Here is a 15,021-nt window from a genome sequence, read left to right on the forward strand (position 1 = left end):
CCACAACAACAAGGAATCCGCCATGCGTCGCACCCTGCTCTCATGCGCCCTGCTGCTCGCTGCCGGAAACGCCGCGGCCGCCACCGCCTGGGTCTCCAACGAGAAAGACAACAGCCTGAGCCTGATCGACATGCAGACCCTGCAAGTCACCGAGACCCTGCCCGTGGGCCAGCGTCCGCGCGGGTTGCTGCTGTCCCACGACAACAAGCTGCTGTACATCTGCGCCAGCGACTCGGACCGGGTCCAGGTGATGGACGTGGCCACGCGCAAGATCATCAAGGAACTGCCGTCCGGCAAGGACCCCGAGCAGTTCGCCCTGCACCCCAACAACCGCTGGCTGTATGTGTCCAACGAGGACGATGCGCTGGTGACGGTGATCGACACCGAGACCTCCAAGGTCATCGGCCAGATCAATGTCGGGGTCGAGCCCGAAGGCATGGCAGTCAGCCCCGACGGCAAGTGGGCGGTCAATACCAGTGAAACCACCAACATGCTGCACTGGATCGACACCAGCACCCAGACCCTGGCCGACAGCACCCTGGTGGATCAGCGCCCGCGCTTTGTCGAGTTCAACCAGGACGGTTCGCAGCTCTGGGCCTCGGCAGAAATCGGCGGCACGGTGACCATTCTCGACGTCGCCACACGCAAGATCCTCAAGACCCTGAACTTCCAGATCAAGGGCGTGCACCCCGACAAAGTGCAGCCGGTGGGGATCAAGCTCAGTGCCGACGGCCAGTACGCTTTCGTTGCCCTGGGCCCGGCCAACCATGTGGCGGTGATCGACGCCAAGACCTTCGAGATTCTCGACTACCTGCTGGTGGGCCGGCGCGTCTGGCAGTTGGCATTTACCCCGGACCAGCGCCAACTGCTGGCCACCAACGGCGTCAGCGGCGACGTCTCGGTGATCGATGTGCAAAGCCGCAAGGTGCTGAAGTCGATCAAGGTCGGGCGTTATCCGTGGGGCGTGGTGGTCACCCCATGAATGCCCTGGAGGTCAGCCAACTGAGCTTTGCCTACGGCCCGCGCGAGGCCCTGAAACAGGTCAGCTTCAGCCTGGCACCCGGGCGTTTTGCCGCGTTGCTGGGGCCCAATGGCGCCGGCAAGTCGACCCTGATCGCCTTGCTCACCCGGCTGTATGACGTGCAGCAGGGCGAGATCCGGGTCGGCGGTCATTCCCTGCGCGAGGCCCCGCGCCCGGCCTTGCGCCAATTGGGTGTGGTGTTCCAGCAAAGCACCCTGGACCTGGACCTGAGCATCGAGCAGAACCTGCGTTACCACGCGGCGTTGCACGGTTTGTCACGGCGCCAGAGCCATGCCCGCATCGACGCTGAACTGGAGCGCCAGGGCCTCGCCGAGCGCCGCCGGGAACGGGTCCGCGAGCTCAATGGCGGGCACCGGCGGCGGGTCGAAATCGCCCGCGCGCTGTTGCATGAACCGCGCCTGTTATTGCTCGACGAGGCCAGCGCCGGCCTCGACCCGGCCAGCCGCCTGGCCCTCAACCAGCACATCCGCAACCTGTGCCGCGAGCAGCAGTTAAGCGTGCTCTGGACCACCCACCTGCTGGACGAAGTGCAGGCCAGCGATGACCTGCTGATCCTGCATCAGGGCCGGCTGGTGGCCAGCGGACAGGCCGCAGCCTTGAGCCAAGAACACGGCGGCGATCTCGATTCGGCGTTCGCCCGCCTCACCGCCCCATCCCCTTCTGGAGTCGCAGGCCGATGAACGCCTACTGGCAGTGTTTCAGCGGTATCGTGCTGCGCGAATGGCTGCGTTTCGTGTTGCAGCGCACGCGTTTTCTCAGTGCCCTGGTGCGTCCGCTCCTGTGGTTGCTGGTGTTCGCCGCCGGCTTTCGCGCGGCACTGGGCATCGCCATCATCGAGCCCTACGACACCTACATCCCCTATGAGGTCTACATCATCCCCGGGCTGGCCTGCATGATTTTGCTGTTCAACGGCATGCAGGGCTCGCTGTCGATGGTCTACGACCGGGAAATGGGCAGCATGCGGGTGCTGCTCACCAGCCCCCTGCCCCGGGCCTTCCTGCTGGCCAGCAAGCTGTTGGCCACCTCGCTGATCTCGTTGCTGCAGGTCTATGCCTTCCTGGCCATTGCCTGGCTGTACGGCGTGCAGCCGCCGGCCATGGGCTTGCTGATGGCCTTGCCGGCGTTGCTGCTGGTGGCCCTGATGCTGAGCGCCCTAGGGCTGCTGCTGTCGAATGCCATTCGCCAGCTGGAGAATTTTGCCGGGGTGATGAATTTCGTGATCTTCCCGTTGTTCTTCCTGTCGTCAGCGCTGTACCCGCTGTGGAAGATGCTCGAAGCCAGCCAGTGGCTGTACTGGCTGTGCGCCCTCAACCCCTTCACCCATGGCGTGGAACTGGTGCGCTTTGCCCTGTACCAGCGCTTCAACCCGCTGGCCCTGGCGGTGTGCCTGGGCCTGACCCTGCTGTTCTCGCTGCTGGCGGTGCTGACCTTCAACCCGCAGCATGCGGCGCTGCGCAAACAGGGCTGAGGGCGCCGCCGGGGCCTGCCGTGGGCAGAAAACAGTACTTTCGTAGCGGTTTTACTGTCTATCGTCGCATTCACAAAGCTCCATCCGTGGCATGTAATGGGCCTATAACAAGAAGGATAAAAGCCCTATGCCACGTGCCCTGCGTTGTCTGTTACGCCCCTGCCTGGCACTTGCCTGGCTGAGCCTGCTGGCCGGCCCGGCACACGCCGAAACCCCGCTGTTTTCCGCCGAGGGTTATCGCACCAGCCTGTACCGCAGCCCGACGCCGAACCAGTTGGACGGTGCGCAGATCATCGACACCCCCGCCCTGCAACAGCTGCTGCAACAGACCCCGCGCCCGGTGCTGGTCGATGTCTATCGCCGGCAATGGCTGCAAGGCCGCTTCATCGAGGACGAACCCCATGCCAACCTGCCCGGCAGCCTGTGGCTGGCCAATACCGGCGACGGCGAACTCAGCGCGCCCTGGCAGGCCTACTTCGCCCGCCATCTGCAACAAGCCAGCGCCGGCCGCCTGGAACAACCGTTGGTCTTTTATTGCCGATCCGATTGCTGGTTGAGCTGGAACGCGGTAAAACGCGCCGCAGCATTGGGCTATAAAACCCTGTATTGGTACCGCGACGGCCTCGACGCCTGGCAAGCCGCCAACCTGCCCGTGTCGCCAGCCCAGCCCGAACCCTTTCCCTGAGCCAATACCCGCGTGCTCCAGCCCCACCACAATCAAAAAATAACGAGGTGAAAGGCCATGTACAAAATTCTGATTGCCGACGATCACCCCCTGTTTCGTGAAGCGATCCACAACGTTATCAGCGATGGTTTCCCCGGCAGCGAAGTCATGGAAACCGCCGACCTGGAAAGCGCCCTGGCCCTGACCCAGCAGCACGACGACCTGGACCTGATCCTGCTCGACCTGAACATGCCGGGCATGCACGGCCTCAACGGCCTGATCAACCTGCGCAACGAAGCGCCGACCATCCCGGTGGTGATCGTCTCGGCCGAGCAGGACAAGCAGATCGTGCTCCAGGCCATCACCTATGGCGCGGTGGGGTTTATCACCAAGTCTTCGCCGCGCTCGCAGATGACCGAGGCCATCGAGCAGATCCTCAACGGCAACGTGTACCTGCCGCCGGACATCATCCGCACCCAGAAGAGCAGCTCCGGGCGGCGCATGAACGAAAACCCCAGCTTCCCGCCGGAACTGCTCCAGGCCCTGACCCGCAAGCAACTGCTGGTACTCGAACGCATGACCAAGGGCGAATCGAACAAACAGATCGCCTACACCCTGGACATCGCCGAAACCACGGTCAAAGCCCACGTCTCGGCCATCCTGCGCAAACTCAACGTCCACAACCGCGTGCAGGCCATCCTCAGCGCCGGGGACATCGACTTCGGCGCCTATTTGCGTCGTTGAGCCGGTAGCCCATCGGCGTCTGAACGCGCCCCGAAACGGGAAGCCGCAGCACCCTGTAGCCGCTGCCGAAGGCTCGGGCCGCGGTCGGACGCTGGCCCTCAATAACGCCCCCAATTGACCTGAGTGCCTCGGCGCAGCGCAGCCTGGCGGCAGCGGCTATGGGTTGGGGCCCAGGAGGTGGCTCATGGCGGTTTTGAGTTTCATCGGGCGCACGGGTTTGTGCATGAGGGTATGGCCCAGCTCGCGGATTTGCTGCTTGAGTTCGTTGCTGTAGTTGGCGGTGATCATCAGTGCCGGGACCGGCGACGCGCGGCGGGCGTTGATCCGGGCCACGGCGTCAACGCCGTTCTGGTCATTGTCCAGGTGATAGTCGGCAATCAGCAGGTCGGCTTCGGCGTGGTAGTTATCGACCTGACGCGCCAGGTCCTGCTCGGACAAGGCGGTCACCACCCGGCAACCCCAGCCTTCGAGCAGGGTGCGCATGCCGGCGCAGATCGCCGCGTCGTTATCCAGCACCCACACCCGCGCGCCCCGCAGCCGTTCGAGCATCGGTTCGCTCATGTTCAGGCTGGGCAGGGCCTTGGGCGCGGTGGCGCTGAGGGGCACTTCGACGGCGAACATCGACCCCCTGCCCGGCCACGAGCGCACCCGTATCCGGTGGCCGAGGATGCCGGCGATTTTCTCCACGATCGCCAGCCCCAGGCCCAGCCCGCGATCCTGGTCCGGGCGCTGTACATCGCCGCGCTTGAATTCCTGGAAGATTTCCTCGAGACGGTTTTCCGCGATGCCCATGCCGCTGTCCCACACCTCGATCGACAGCCGCTGGCGCTGGCGCCGGCAGCCGAGCACCACGCGCCCGCTGCGGGTGTAGCGAATGGCATTGCTCAGCAGGTTGCGCAGGATCCGGGCCAGCAACTGGATGTCGCTGCGCACCAGTGCCGAGCAGCCGACAAAATGCAGCTCCAGGCCTTCGCTGCGCGCCACCTGGGCGTATTCCACCGCCAGGTTGTCCAGCAGCTCGCTGAGGGCGAACGGCGCGATGTCGGCCTTGATCACCCCGGCATCGAGCTTGGAAATATCCACCAAAGTCCCCAGCAGGTTTTCCACGTCCTCCAGGGAATTGCTGACATTGCGCACCAGCACCTGGCAGGCCTGGGGCTCGCGCCGCTCCAGCAGCGCGCTGGTGAACAGCCGCGCCGCGTTCAGGGGTTGCAGCAGGTCATGGCTGACCGCCGCGAGGAATTTGGTTTTCGACAGGTTGGCCTGCTCCGCTTCCAGCTTGGCTTCCCGCAGGCGCGATTCGACCCGGCTGCGCTCGTCGATTTCCCGCAGCAGCTGTTGGTTGAGGGTGGTCAATTCCGCGGTGCGTTCCCGGACCCGCAGCTCCAGGTTCTGATAGGCCTGGTGCAGCGCCTCGGCGGTGCGCCGGCGTTCGGTGATGTCGCGGATCAGCACGAAAATCCCCACCACCTCACCCGTGGCCAGGCGGTTGGGCACGTAGGAACGCAGCATGTAGCGCTCCTGGTTATTGATGTTGGTTTCCGGGAACTCGAAGGTCACGCTCTCCCCGGCCAAGGCCCGCGCCACGTAGGACTCCAGGCGCTGGTAGTGCTGTTCGCTGTGGACCTCGCGCAGGCTCTGGCCGAGCATCACCCCGCGCGGCCAGCAGTACCATTCCTCGTAGACCTTATTGGTGAATTCGTAGACCAGGTCCGCGTTGAGGTAGGCGATCAGCGCCGGCACATGGTCGGTGATCAGACGGATCCAGCGCTCGCTTTCGCTCAGGGCCTCGGCGTGCTGGTAGCGCTCGGTGATGTCGGTGAAGGTGTTGACGAAACCGCCGGTGGGCAGCGGATGGGTGCGGATTTCCAGCATGCGCCCGTCGTACAGGCGCTGCTCGCATTCATGGATCACCCGTCCGTTGCTGTCGCGGCTGGCGGGGGTCAGCAGGCTCAGTTCGCTGTCGGCGATGACCTCGGCGAACGGCCGGTGGGCCGCCACCGGGGCCAGGCCGCTGAGCTCCAGGAAGCGCCGGTTCCACAGTTCAAGGATGCCCTCGGCGTTGACCATGGCCACGCCCTGGGACAGGTTGTCCACCGCCCGCTGCAGCAGGTGGGATTTTTGCGCCACCGCCTGCTCCCGACGCAGGGTTTCGCTGAGCTTGACCTCGGTGATGTCGGTGAACAGGATCACCCGCCCGCCTTCCAGGGTCGGCCGTTCGCTGATCTGCAACCAGCGCCCGTCCTGCAAGCGATACAGCAGGTGTTCGTCGCCATGGCCCCGGGGTTCTTCGCTGAACATCCCGGTGCTGGTCATCAGCCGCTTGACTTCGGCCAGGCGCATGCCGGCCATGATCCGAACTCGGCTGTTGCTCCAGAACGCCTTGAACCGGCTGTTGAACAGCACGATGCGCTGCTCTTCGTCGAACAGCACAAAGGCGTCGGAAATACTCTCAATGGCATCGATCAGATACTGATGGGCGGTCTCGGCCCGCAGCCGCGCCTCGCTCAACAGGCGATTGCCGGCCTTGAGCTCGGCCATGGCCTGGTTCAGCGCATCGGTGCGCTCGCGCACCTGTTCGGCCAACACCACCGAATGCTGGAACGCCGCGTAGGGGTCGTTGCCCCGGGTGACCCCGGATTCGACCCGCTCGATCAGCGCGGCGTTGATCCGCCGCAGTTTGCGGTTCTCTTCTGCAAGCCGCGTGACCTGGGCTTGCAGCTCAGCGGCTGGCGGGGGTTCGGCTGCGGGCAATGGCAACCCCGGTAAAGGTCTGGTTGATATGCATGCCATTGAACTGTTCTCCGTAGGTGTTGAACCCCATCACCCGCTGCTCGCGCAAAAAGGCCCCGATCTCGTCCAGGCTGCCGCGGTCTTCGAGCTCCAGTCGACGCAAAAAGCAGTCACAGCCGATGGTCAGCAACAGCCCGCCCAGGCGCTGTTGCAGGCCGTCGAACAGCGCTTGCAGGTTGGGCAGCAACGGCCCCGGGGTCATGGCCGTGAGGACGATGCCGTTTTCCACCGCGCAGTAAAAACTCAGGCTCAGGTCCGGGTGCACCTGTTGCACTGCGCGCACGTAGTAGTGCTGGTTGATGCGCACCGCCAGCGGGTGGGCGGCGAATACCCGGTGGTCGAGTTCGGCCACCGGCACCCCGATCAGCCGCGCGTATTCCTCGGCGGCCGGCTCCGCGTTGAGTTCGTAGACCCGGCGCAAGCTGCTGTCGACGCCGGTGACCACCAGTTTTTCTTCCCGCGGCAGGATGTGGTGGGTGGTGAACACCTCGAAATCCAGCCAGGTATTGACCAGCACCACCACCGCCGCGCCGCTGTGGAACTCGCCGCCGAAGTAGACATGGGTGTGGGTCAGGTAATTGTCGTCGCCGGCCGAGCCGCCGAAATGCGGGATATCCCCCAGTGCCGCGCTCAGCGCCGCGAGGACCATTTCTTCGCGGCTGGACAAGCCATCGAGCAGGGTCAGGGCAAAGCTGTTGCCCTTGATCGGCGCCAGGGTGTTGCTGCGACAGTCGCTGACCAGGCGCTCGACCATCTGCTGGGCGTCGATCAGGCTGAAGTGCTCCATCTGGTCGATCAGCTCGGTGGCGATGGAAAAGTGCCGGTGGTCAAAGCCGATCGCAGTCACGCAATTGCGCCCGTAGCCTTGGGGGGTGATCTCCCCGGCGCTGGTGCAGCCCACCAGGCGGATCCCGCCAAAACCCTGATGCAGGGCCTGGCCCAGGGCCTGCAGGTCATATTCGGCCGAACAGAAAAACAGCACGAACCCCAGGTGCGGGTGCAACAGCTGCCGCGCCAGCTCCTGGGCGACCTGCTGCACATCGGTGGCCTGGGACATCGCGCTGACGACACCCTCGCTCTGGGCTTGTTGCATCTTCGCCTCCCGCGGGTGCGCTGTATGAGGCATGAGTGTACGAAGTCGCCCGCGCCCGACGAATGCTACTTGGGTAGTGGGTGGGCGCTTCAATGGGATGAGACGCCGACCGCCAGCGCCAGGCAGACGGCCCGGGCCACGCCGCGATGCGCACGGCGGGATCCGGGCCAGGGGGTTACCAGGTGAGGACTGCGCCGACGGCGAAGGTGTCGGTGTTTTCGTTCTGGGCGCTGGTGTCGTGGCCATCGATTTGGAACTGGTTGTACTCGGCCACCAGCTTGAGGTTGTCGTTGATGTCGTGGAACAGCGCGATGCCGCGGGTTTCATAGTCGGCGCCGCTGCCGACCACGCCGTTGCCGTCGTCACGGGTCTTGCCATAGGACAGGGCCAGGCGGTTCTTGCCGAGTTTGTACGAGCCCTGCAGCAGGTAGCCGTTGCTGTCGACATTGCGCAACGTGGCTTCGCCGGCGTTGTTGGTGAAGAACGGGTTGATGCCCTTGGCCTGGAACCCCGAACCGGTCAGGGACAAACCGCCCATCTTGGCTTGCACCCCATAGCCCAGGCCCTTGGAGGTGACGGACTTGACCGTGGAGTCGGTGTTGTCCGAGCTCTGGTAACTGCCGTTGAGCCAGCTGTAGACCTTGGCCCCGCCCAGGTCGAACTGGTAGGTGATCTCGCTCTCGGTGCGCGGGTTCTCCTGGTAGGCCTTGCCGGTCGGGCTGCTGTCGTTGGTGTCCACCGGGTCCATGATCCCCACCGCGACCCGCAGGCCGTCCATTACCGGGGTGCGATAGGTGATCTGCGAGGTCGGGAACGGGTACGGGTAGCCGCTGCCGATATTGCCGAACGACACCCCGCCGCCATCCACCAGGCCCAGGCTGTCGCTGACCTGGCCGTAACCGGCGAGCAGCTCATCGAGCAGGATGTTGGACCGGGCGAACAGCCCGAAGTCCTTGCCGATCAGCACCTCGCCCCACTCCGGGTTGGCCACGGTGCCGTAGAACTGGCGCACGTCGATGGCGGTGTCGGTGCCGTTGGTTTCACTGTCGTTGATGGTCACCCAGAACGAGGCGCGGGCCCCGAGCTTCAAATCGTCCACCTGCTTGCCCATGTTGAAGCCCAGGTAGTTGGGCAAAAAGCCCATCTTGACCCGTGCCTGGCGCCGGTCGTACTGATCGCCGGCACGGTCGACATCGCTGTTGACGTAGAAGGCGTTGATGTAGCCGTCGGTGGAAAAGGTGGTCTGGTCCTTGTCGTACAGCATGATCTCGGCCTCGGCGATGGTGCTCAGGCCGAGGGTCGAAAAGCCGGCGATCAGGGCCGGCAGGAAAGACTGCCGCAAATTCTTATTGTTATGCATGGCGCGCTCCGCAAACGGGGGACGAGATGTCGGAGGCGATTATCAAAAGGACCTGCGGCCAGGCCCATGCTGCCTTGGCGCTGAATGGCGGCTGCTTTGGAGTGGCTGGCAGGGCCCGGCAAACTCGACGTAAGACCGGACCGCTACCGGGAGCAAAACTTAAGGCCTACAAGCCCCGGCCCGAGAGGATGAACGACTTGCGGCTCAACCCGCCAACTGGCGCAACTTGGCCAGCTCGGCAGCGGCCAGGGGGATCCCGTGCTCGCGGGCCTGGGCGCGGCTGCGATAACGGCGGTCGCCCGGCAGGCGCTCCAGGCCTACCGCCTGCATCTGCCGCACCAGCTCGTCACTGCGGCTGGCAAAGCGCCCGCCCCCGGATTTGCTCGGGTCGATGACGATCAGCAACTGGCCGGTCCAGGGGGTTTGCGCGCCGGGGTGCTGGGACCAGTCGAACTCAAAGGAGAAGTTGCCGCCGGTCAGCGCCGCCGCCAGCAGCTCGACCATCATCGACAGCGCCGAGCCCTTGTGCCCGCCAAACGGCAGCAGGGCGCCACCGTCGAGAATCGCCTTGGGGTCGCAGGTCGGCTGGCCCTGGCGATCGACGCCCATGCCCGGCGGCAGCTGCTCGCCCTGGCGCGCGGCGATTTGCACATCGCCATGGGCGATGGCGCTGGTGGCCAGGTCGAACACAATCGGGTCGGCGCCGGCGCGTGGCGCAGCAAAGGCAATCGGGTTGGTGCCGAACAGCGGCCGCTGGGCGCCGTGGGGCACCACGCAGGTCATGCTGTTGACCACGCTCAGGGCCACCAGGCCGGCTTCGGCAAAGGGCTCGACATCGGGCCAGAGCGCGGCGAAGTGGTGGGAATTGCGAATCGCCAGCACCGCGATCCCGGCACTGCGCGCCTTCTCGATCAGGGCCTCGCGGGCCGCGGCCAGGGCCGGCTGGGCAAAGCCGTTGGCCGCATCCACGGCTATAAAACCGCTGGCCACATCCTCCACCACCGGCAGCGCCTGGCCATCGACCCAGCCGCTGCCCAGGGACGCCAGGTAACCCGGGATGCGAAACACCCCATGGCTATGGGAGCCGTCGCGTTGCGCCCGGGCGCAGTTGTCGGCCAGTACCTGCGCGACCTCGGCGCTGGTGCCGTGGCGCAGGAAAATGCGCTGCAACAACTGGGTCAATTCGGACAGCTCAAGGTGCTCGATTTCGGCGTGCACGGGGGTGGCTTCGGACATCGCAGGCTCCGGTGGAGTTGTTATTGGAAGTGGCCTGACTATCGCGTCACGCCAGTTATCTGTCAAACATTGACTTAATGACAGAAAACATTCATTTTCCACTCCACGCGCTGTCCAACCACAGGAATTCGCCGTGAGCCAGCCCATCAAACAACGCCTTGAAAGCAGTCTGTCGAGCGCCACCGCTTCGGGCCGGGCCATTGCCAGCTACATGCTGGCCAACCTCTACGAGCTGCCCTTCCAGACCGCCGCCGACATTGCCGACAAACTCGGCGTCAGCGAATCCAGCGTTGGGCGTTTCTGCCGCGCCATCGGTTACAGCCACTTCAAAGACCTGAAGAACGACCTGAAAAATGACCTCGGCGAAGGCCCGTGGCTGGTCGGCGATCGGTTGCAGGAGTTTCGCCAGCAGCCGAACCAGGCGCCCCAGGGTTTGCCGCGCAGCTTCGAGCTGGAAGTCGGCGCCCTGATGAAAGTCTATGAATACAGCCTGACCCCGGCCTGGATCACCGTGGCCCAGCGCCTGGCCACCCGGCGCAAGGTGTTTGTCGCCGGGTTCCAGACCGAGCGTGGTATTGCCGCGTCCATGGTCCACCTGCTGCAGTACCTGCGCGATGACGTGCACCTGGTGGACGGTGCCGCCGGGCATTACGCCGAGGTGCTGCTGAGCCAGCCGGGGGATTGCGCCCTGGTGGTGTTCGAGGCCCGGCGCTATTCGCGCCACGCCCTCAACCTGTGCCGCAAGGCCCGTGAGGCCGGGATCGCGGTGACCCTGGTCACCGACACGTTCTGCGATTGGGCCGAGCAGAACGCCGATGAAGTTTTCCGCGTGCCCACCGAGTTCAACCTGTTCTGGGAGTCCACCGCAGCCATGCTGTCGCTGGTGCACCTGCTGGTGAACGAGGTGTGCAAGCAACTGGGCCCGGACGTCGAGCGCCGCCTGGAAGCCACCGCCGCCCTGCATAACGAGTTCGTGGGTTACACATCCTCTGCCAGACCAAAACAATAATCGAGGTGCTAAATGAAGAATGTCGTTCGCTTTGCCAGTGCATGTGCCATGGTCCTCGCCGGTGCTACCGGTGCCCAGGCTGAAGTCCTGAAAATCGCCACCGAAGGCGCCTACCCGCCCTTCAACTACGTCGACTCCGACAACAAGCTGCACGGCTTTGACGTCGACATCACCAACGCCCTGTGCGAACGCATGAAGGTCGAATGCACCATCGTCGCCCAGGACTGGGAAGGCATCATCCCCGCGCTGCTGGCGAAGAAATACGACGCCGTGGTGGCCTCGATGATCGCCACCGACGAGCGCAAGAAGAAAATCGCCTTCACCAACCACTACTACCGCACCCCGCTGTCGGTCGCCGTGGCCAAGGACTCGGACATCACCGACGCCCAGACCAGCTTTAAAGGCCGCACCGTCGGCGCCCAGTCGTCCTCGACCCAGGCCATCTACGCCGAAGACCATTACGGCCCGGCCGGTGCCGACGTGAAGTTCTACCCGACCCTGGACGAAGCCAACAGCGACCTGGCCGCCGGCCGTGTCGACGGGGTGATCGCCGACAAGTTTCCGCTGCTGGCCTGGGCCGAAACCGCCGGCAAGGACTGCTGCAAGATCATCGGTGACGTGCAAGGCACCACCGCCGACGCCTCGATCGCCGTGCGCAAGGAAGACAACGCCCTGCGCGAGCGCCTGAACAAGGCCCTGGACGAGATCGTGGCCGACGGCACCTACAAGAAGATCTCCAGCCGCTACTTCGCCTTCGATATCTACTGACCGCCCCGGGCCGCGTGGCGGCCCGCCTCTTTCGAGTACCCCTGCCCTGCACTCACCCCTTGAGTGCGGCGCCGGCGTGCAGGCTCAATTTGTCCTGAGGGTTCGAGCATGTTCGAACATCTGTCACTGTTATCGTTCGCCAGCGGCGGCTGGGGTTCGGCCTTGCTGGCCGGGGCCCTGGTCACCATCGCCCTGGCCCTGAGCTGCGTGCCCATCGGCCTGCCCCTGGGGCTCGCCGTCGCCCTGGCCGCCCGCTCTAAAAATCGCTGGGTGCGGGCCTGGGCCACCACCTTCTCCACCGTATTTCGCGGCTTGCCGGAGCTGTTGACCCTGCTGATCATCTACTACGGCTGCCAGATTGCTGCACAGAAGATCCTGGGCGCCATGGGCTACCCCGGCGAAGTGGCGATCAACACCTTCGTCGCCGCGATGATCGCCTTCAGCCTGGTGTTCGCCGCGTTCTCCAGCGAGATCTGGCTGGGCGCCTTCAAGACCATCTCCAAGGGCCAGTACGAAGCCGCCTCGGCCCTGAGCCTGTCGCGCCGTACCACCTTCACCAAGGTGGTGCTGCCGCAGTTGACCCGCATCGCCCTGCCGGGCCTGTCGAACAACTGGCTGTCACTGCTCAAGGACACCTCCCTGGTCTCGACCATCTCCCTGGTGGACCTGATGCGCCAGACCAACCTGGCCGTCAGCGTGACCAAGGAACCGATGCTGTTCTACGCCGTGGCCTGCTTCGGCTATCTGTTTTTCTCGGCGTTGTCCGGGCAACTGTTCCGCTTCCTTGAGCAGTACTTCAACCGTCATCAACGGAGCGCGCGCCCATGAGCCTGGATGAATTGCTCAACCTGTTCCTCAGCCCCGAGCTGCTGGACCGCTACGGCGCGCGTTTTATCGACGGCCTGCTGGTCACCGGCAAGCTGGTGGCGATCTCCTTCAGCCTCGGCGCCGTGCTCGGCCTGCTGATCGCCCTCGCCCGCCTGTCCAACAGCCGCCTGCTGCGCAACGTCAGCGGCGCCTATGTGTACTTCTTCCGCGGCTCGCCGCTGCTGGCCCAACTGTTCATGCTGTATTACGGCCTGGGCTCGTTCAAAGGCTTCTGGCAGGACGTGGGCTTGTGGTGGTTCTTCCGCGATGCGTGGTTCTGCACCCTGCTGGCGTTCACCCTGAACACCGCCGCCTACCAGGCCGAGATCCTGCGTGGCAGCCTGCTGGCGGTCGCCGAGGGCCAGCGCGAAGCGTGCAAGGCCTTGAGCCTGTCGCGCTGGACCAGCTTTCGCAAAGTGATCCTGCCGCAGTCGTTGCTGGTGGCCATCGGGCCCCTGGGCAATGAGCTGATCCTGATGATCAAGGCCAGCGCCATCGCCTCCCTGGTGACCATCTATGACCTGATGGGCGTGACCAAACTGGCCTTCTCCCGCAGCTTCGACTTCCAGATCTACCTCTGGGCCGCGGTGCTGTACCTGGTGATCGTTGAAGTGGTGCGGCGCAGCCTGAAACTCCTCGAAGGCCGCCTCAGCCGCCACCTCAACTGACCGAACTCCAGCGGGACGCCCTGGCGGCCCGCGTACCAAGGATTGACCCCATGCATTGCCAAACCATCGTTCTGGGCGCCGGGATCGTCGGCGTCAGCACCGCCCTGCACCTGCAAGCGCGCGGCCAGCAGGTGATCCTGCTCGACCGCCAGCCACCGGGCAACGGCACCAGCCACGGCAACGCCGGGCTGATCGAGCGCGCCAGCGTGATCCCCTACGCCTTCCCCCGGGAAGTGTCGAAGCTGCTGCGCTACGGCCTCAACCAGCAATCGGACGTGCGCTACAGCTTCAGCCACCTGCCCAAGGCCGGCCCCTGGCTGCTGCAGTACTGGCGCCATTCCGCGCCCAAAGGCCTGGCCCGTGCCACCCGCGCCATGCTGCCGCTGATCGAGCGCTGCGTCAGCGAACATATGCAACTGGCCGAACCCGCCGGGATGCAGGGCCTGATCCAGGGTGAAGGCTGGATCGAAGCCTTCAACGACCCGGCCGCCTTCGCCAAGGCCCAGGCCGACGCCCTGGCCCTGGAGGAATACGGCCTGAACTACCGGGTGCTCGACCGCCAGCAGATCCATCAACTGGAAAGCGGGCTGCACCCCGACGTGGTGGGCGGCCTGCATTGGCTCGACCCCAAGACCGTCACCGACCCGGGCGGCCTGACCCGCGGCTACGCCGAACTGTTCAAGCAGCGCGGTGGCCGCTTCGTGATCGGCGATGCCCTGAGCCTGCGCCAGGTCGACGGCCAATGGCAGGTGCAGAGCGAGGCTGGGGTGATCAGCGCCGAACAGGCAGTGGTGGCCCTGGGCCCTGAAGCGCGGGGGATTTTCGAACCCCTGGGCTACCAGATCCCCTTGGCGATCAAGCGCGGCTACCACATGCACTACGCGGCGCTGCCGGGCACTCATTTACAACACCCGCTGCTGGACCCGGTGGGCGGCTACGTGCTGGCGCCGATGGTCGGCGGCATTCGCCTGACCACCGGCATTGAATTCGCCGACCGCGACGACCCGATCAATGAAATCCAGCTGCGCCGCTGCGAAGCCCTGGCCCGCCGCTTCTACCCCCTGGGCGAACGGGTCGACGCCGAGCCCTGGCTCGGCCGTCGTCCGTGCCTGCCCGACATGTGTCCGGTGATCGGCCCGGCCGCACGCCATAAAGGCCTGTGGTTCAACTTCGGCCACGCCCACCACGGCCTGACCCTGGGCCCGGTCAGCGGCCGCCTGCTGGCGGAAATGCTCACCGGCGCCACGCCGTTCACCGACCCTGCGCCCTACAGCGCCGACCGCTTCCACTGATCGCCGGAGACCCGACC

The 15,021-nt window shown here is 64.9% G+C and carries 14 protein-coding genes; 10 read left to right on the plus strand and 4 right to left on the minus strand.

All coding sequences use genetic code 11. The features are described 5' to 3' along the window. Positions 1 to 22: 22 nt before the first annotated feature. The 5 genes from AC19YX_RS05545 to AC19YX_RS05565 all read left to right on the plus strand — a co-directional run bounded on the left by AC19YX_RS05545 (position 23) and on the right by AC19YX_RS05565 (position 3,918). The gene (locus AC19YX_RS05545) at positions 23 to 982 is read left to right on the plus strand and encodes a YVTN family beta-propeller repeat protein (protein ID WP_020300006.1); all 960 of its coding nucleotides are present in this window, start codon (positions 23 to 25) and stop codon (positions 980 to 982) included. Continuing rightward, the gene (locus AC19YX_RS05550; protein ID WP_078473785.1) at positions 979 to 1,722 is read left to right on the plus strand and encodes an ABC transporter ATP-binding protein; all 744 of its coding nucleotides are present in this window, start codon (positions 979 to 981) and stop codon (positions 1,720 to 1,722) included. The genes AC19YX_RS05545 and AC19YX_RS05550 overlap by 4 nt, the downstream gene beginning before the upstream one ends. Next, positions 1,719 to 2,510, plus strand: a complete 792-nt coding sequence (locus tag AC19YX_RS05555) for an ABC transporter permease (protein ID WP_421547312.1) — start codon at positions 1,719 to 1,721, stop codon at positions 2,508 to 2,510. The genes AC19YX_RS05550 and AC19YX_RS05555 overlap by 4 nt, the downstream gene beginning before the upstream one ends. Before the next feature lie 127 nt (positions 2,511 to 2,637). Further along, positions 2,638 to 3,195 (plus strand): PQQ-dependent catabolism-associated CXXCW motif protein, encoded by a 558-nt coding sequence (locus AC19YX_RS05560; RefSeq protein WP_500605858.1) that lies wholly within the window; start codon positions 2,638 to 2,640, stop codon positions 3,193 to 3,195. 57 nt (positions 3,196 to 3,252) lie between these two features. Next, positions 3,253 to 3,918 (plus strand): response regulator transcription factor, encoded by a 666-nt coding sequence (locus AC19YX_RS05565; protein ID WP_078473787.1) that lies wholly within the window; start codon positions 3,253 to 3,255, stop codon positions 3,916 to 3,918. 156 nt (positions 3,919 to 4,074) lie between these two features. Here the strand turns inward: AC19YX_RS05565 and nahK are convergent, their stop codons facing one another. The 4 genes from nahK to AC19YX_RS05585 all read right to left on the minus strand — a co-directional run bounded on the left by nahK (position 4,075) and on the right by AC19YX_RS05585 (position 10,400). Continuing rightward, positions 4,075 to 6,711: a hybrid sensor histidine kinase/response regulator NahK/ErcS' gene (gene nahK, locus AC19YX_RS05570; protein ID WP_161955779.1), complete on the minus strand. Its 2,637-nt coding sequence runs from the start codon at positions 6,709 to 6,711 to the stop codon at positions 4,075 to 4,077. Continuing rightward, positions 6,641 to 7,804, minus strand: a complete 1,164-nt coding sequence (nosP, locus tag AC19YX_RS05575; protein ID WP_020300012.1) for a nitric oxide-sensing protein NosP — start codon at positions 7,802 to 7,804, stop codon at positions 6,641 to 6,643. Before nosP ends, nahK begins: the two co-directional genes overlap by 71 nt. 175 nt (positions 7,805 to 7,979) lie before the next feature. After that, on the minus strand, positions 7,980 to 9,164 hold the full coding sequence (locus tag AC19YX_RS05580; protein WP_500605859.1) for a porin: 1,185 nt from the start codon (positions 9,162 to 9,164) through the stop codon (positions 7,980 to 7,982). A gap of 204 nt (positions 9,165 to 9,368) precedes the next feature. After that, entirely contained in the window at positions 9,369 to 10,400 is a 1,032-nt protein-coding gene (locus AC19YX_RS05585) for an Ldh family oxidoreductase (protein WP_500605860.1), read from the minus strand. Between the two features lie 133 nt (positions 10,401 to 10,533). Between AC19YX_RS05585 and AC19YX_RS05590 the strand changes: the two genes are divergently transcribed. From AC19YX_RS05590 to AC19YX_RS05610, 5 genes are all read left to right on the plus strand, one after another. After that, positions 10,534 to 11,409: a MurR/RpiR family transcriptional regulator gene (locus AC19YX_RS05590; protein ID WP_421547317.1), complete on the plus strand. Its 876-nt coding sequence runs from the start codon at positions 10,534 to 10,536 to the stop codon at positions 11,407 to 11,409. A 12-nt stretch (positions 11,410 to 11,421) separates the two neighbouring features. Continuing rightward, positions 11,422 to 12,177 carry a transporter substrate-binding domain-containing protein gene (locus AC19YX_RS05595; protein ID WP_020300016.1) on the plus strand — a complete coding sequence of 252 codons (756 nt, stop codon included), beginning with the start codon at positions 11,422 to 11,424 and terminating at the stop codon, positions 12,175 to 12,177. 108 nt (positions 12,178 to 12,285) lie between these two features. Next, on the plus strand, positions 12,286 to 13,005 hold the full coding sequence (locus tag AC19YX_RS05600) for an ABC transporter permease (RefSeq protein ID WP_020300017.1): 720 nt from the start codon (positions 12,286 to 12,288) through the stop codon (positions 13,003 to 13,005). Beyond that, complete coding sequence (locus tag AC19YX_RS05605) at positions 13,002 to 13,712, plus strand: ABC transporter permease (protein WP_020300018.1); 711 nt, start codon at positions 13,002 to 13,004, stop codon at positions 13,710 to 13,712. Before AC19YX_RS05600 ends, AC19YX_RS05605 begins: the two co-directional genes overlap by 4 nt. Before the next feature lie 50 nt (positions 13,713 to 13,762). After that, complete coding sequence (locus AC19YX_RS05610) at positions 13,763 to 15,004, plus strand: NAD(P)/FAD-dependent oxidoreductase (protein ID WP_500605861.1); 1,242 nt, start codon at positions 13,763 to 13,765, stop codon at positions 15,002 to 15,004. The last annotated feature ends 17 nt before the right edge of the window (positions 15,005 to 15,021 follow it).

Source organism: Pseudomonas sp. MF09150 (assembly GCF_059862355.1).

Coding starts and splice junctions, on each gene's coding strand:
- nahK (WP_161955779.1), bottom strand. CDS start 6,711: ATGGCATGCATATCAACCAGACCTTTACCGGGGTTGCCATTGCCCGCA.
- AC19YX_RS05550 (WP_078473785.1), top strand. CDS start 979: ATGAATGCCCTGGAGGTCAGCCAACTGAGCTTTGCCTACGGCCCGCGC.
- AC19YX_RS05565 (WP_078473787.1), top strand. CDS start 3,253: ATGTACAAAATTCTGATTGCCGACGATCACCCCCTGTTTCGTGAAGCG.
- AC19YX_RS05595 (WP_020300016.1), top strand. CDS start 11,422: ATGAAGAATGTCGTTCGCTTTGCCAGTGCATGTGCCATGGTCCTCGCC.
- AC19YX_RS05605 (WP_020300018.1), top strand. CDS start 13,002: ATGAGCCTGGATGAATTGCTCAACCTGTTCCTCAGCCCCGAGCTGCTG.
- AC19YX_RS05610 (WP_500605861.1), top strand. CDS start 13,763: ATGCATTGCCAAACCATCGTTCTGGGCGCCGGGATCGTCGGCGTCAGC.
- AC19YX_RS05580 (WP_500605859.1), bottom strand. CDS start 9,164: ATGCATAACAATAAGAATTTGCGGCAGTCTTTCCTGCCGGCCCTGATC.
- AC19YX_RS05545 (WP_020300006.1), top strand. CDS start 23: ATGCGTCGCACCCTGCTCTCATGCGCCCTGCTGCTCGCTGCCGGAAAC.
- nosP (WP_020300012.1), bottom strand. CDS start 7,804: ATGCAACAAGCCCAGAGCGAGGGTGTCGTCAGCGCGATGTCCCAGGCC.
- AC19YX_RS05585 (WP_500605860.1), bottom strand. CDS start 10,400: ATGTCCGAAGCCACCCCCGTGCACGCCGAAATCGAGCACCTTGAGCTG.
- AC19YX_RS05600 (WP_020300017.1), top strand. CDS start 12,286: ATGTTCGAACATCTGTCACTGTTATCGTTCGCCAGCGGCGGCTGGGGT.
- AC19YX_RS05560 (WP_500605858.1), top strand. CDS start 2,638: ATGCCACGTGCCCTGCGTTGTCTGTTACGCCCCTGCCTGGCACTTGCC.
- AC19YX_RS05555 (WP_421547312.1), top strand. CDS start 1,719: ATGAACGCCTACTGGCAGTGTTTCAGCGGTATCGTGCTGCGCGAATGG.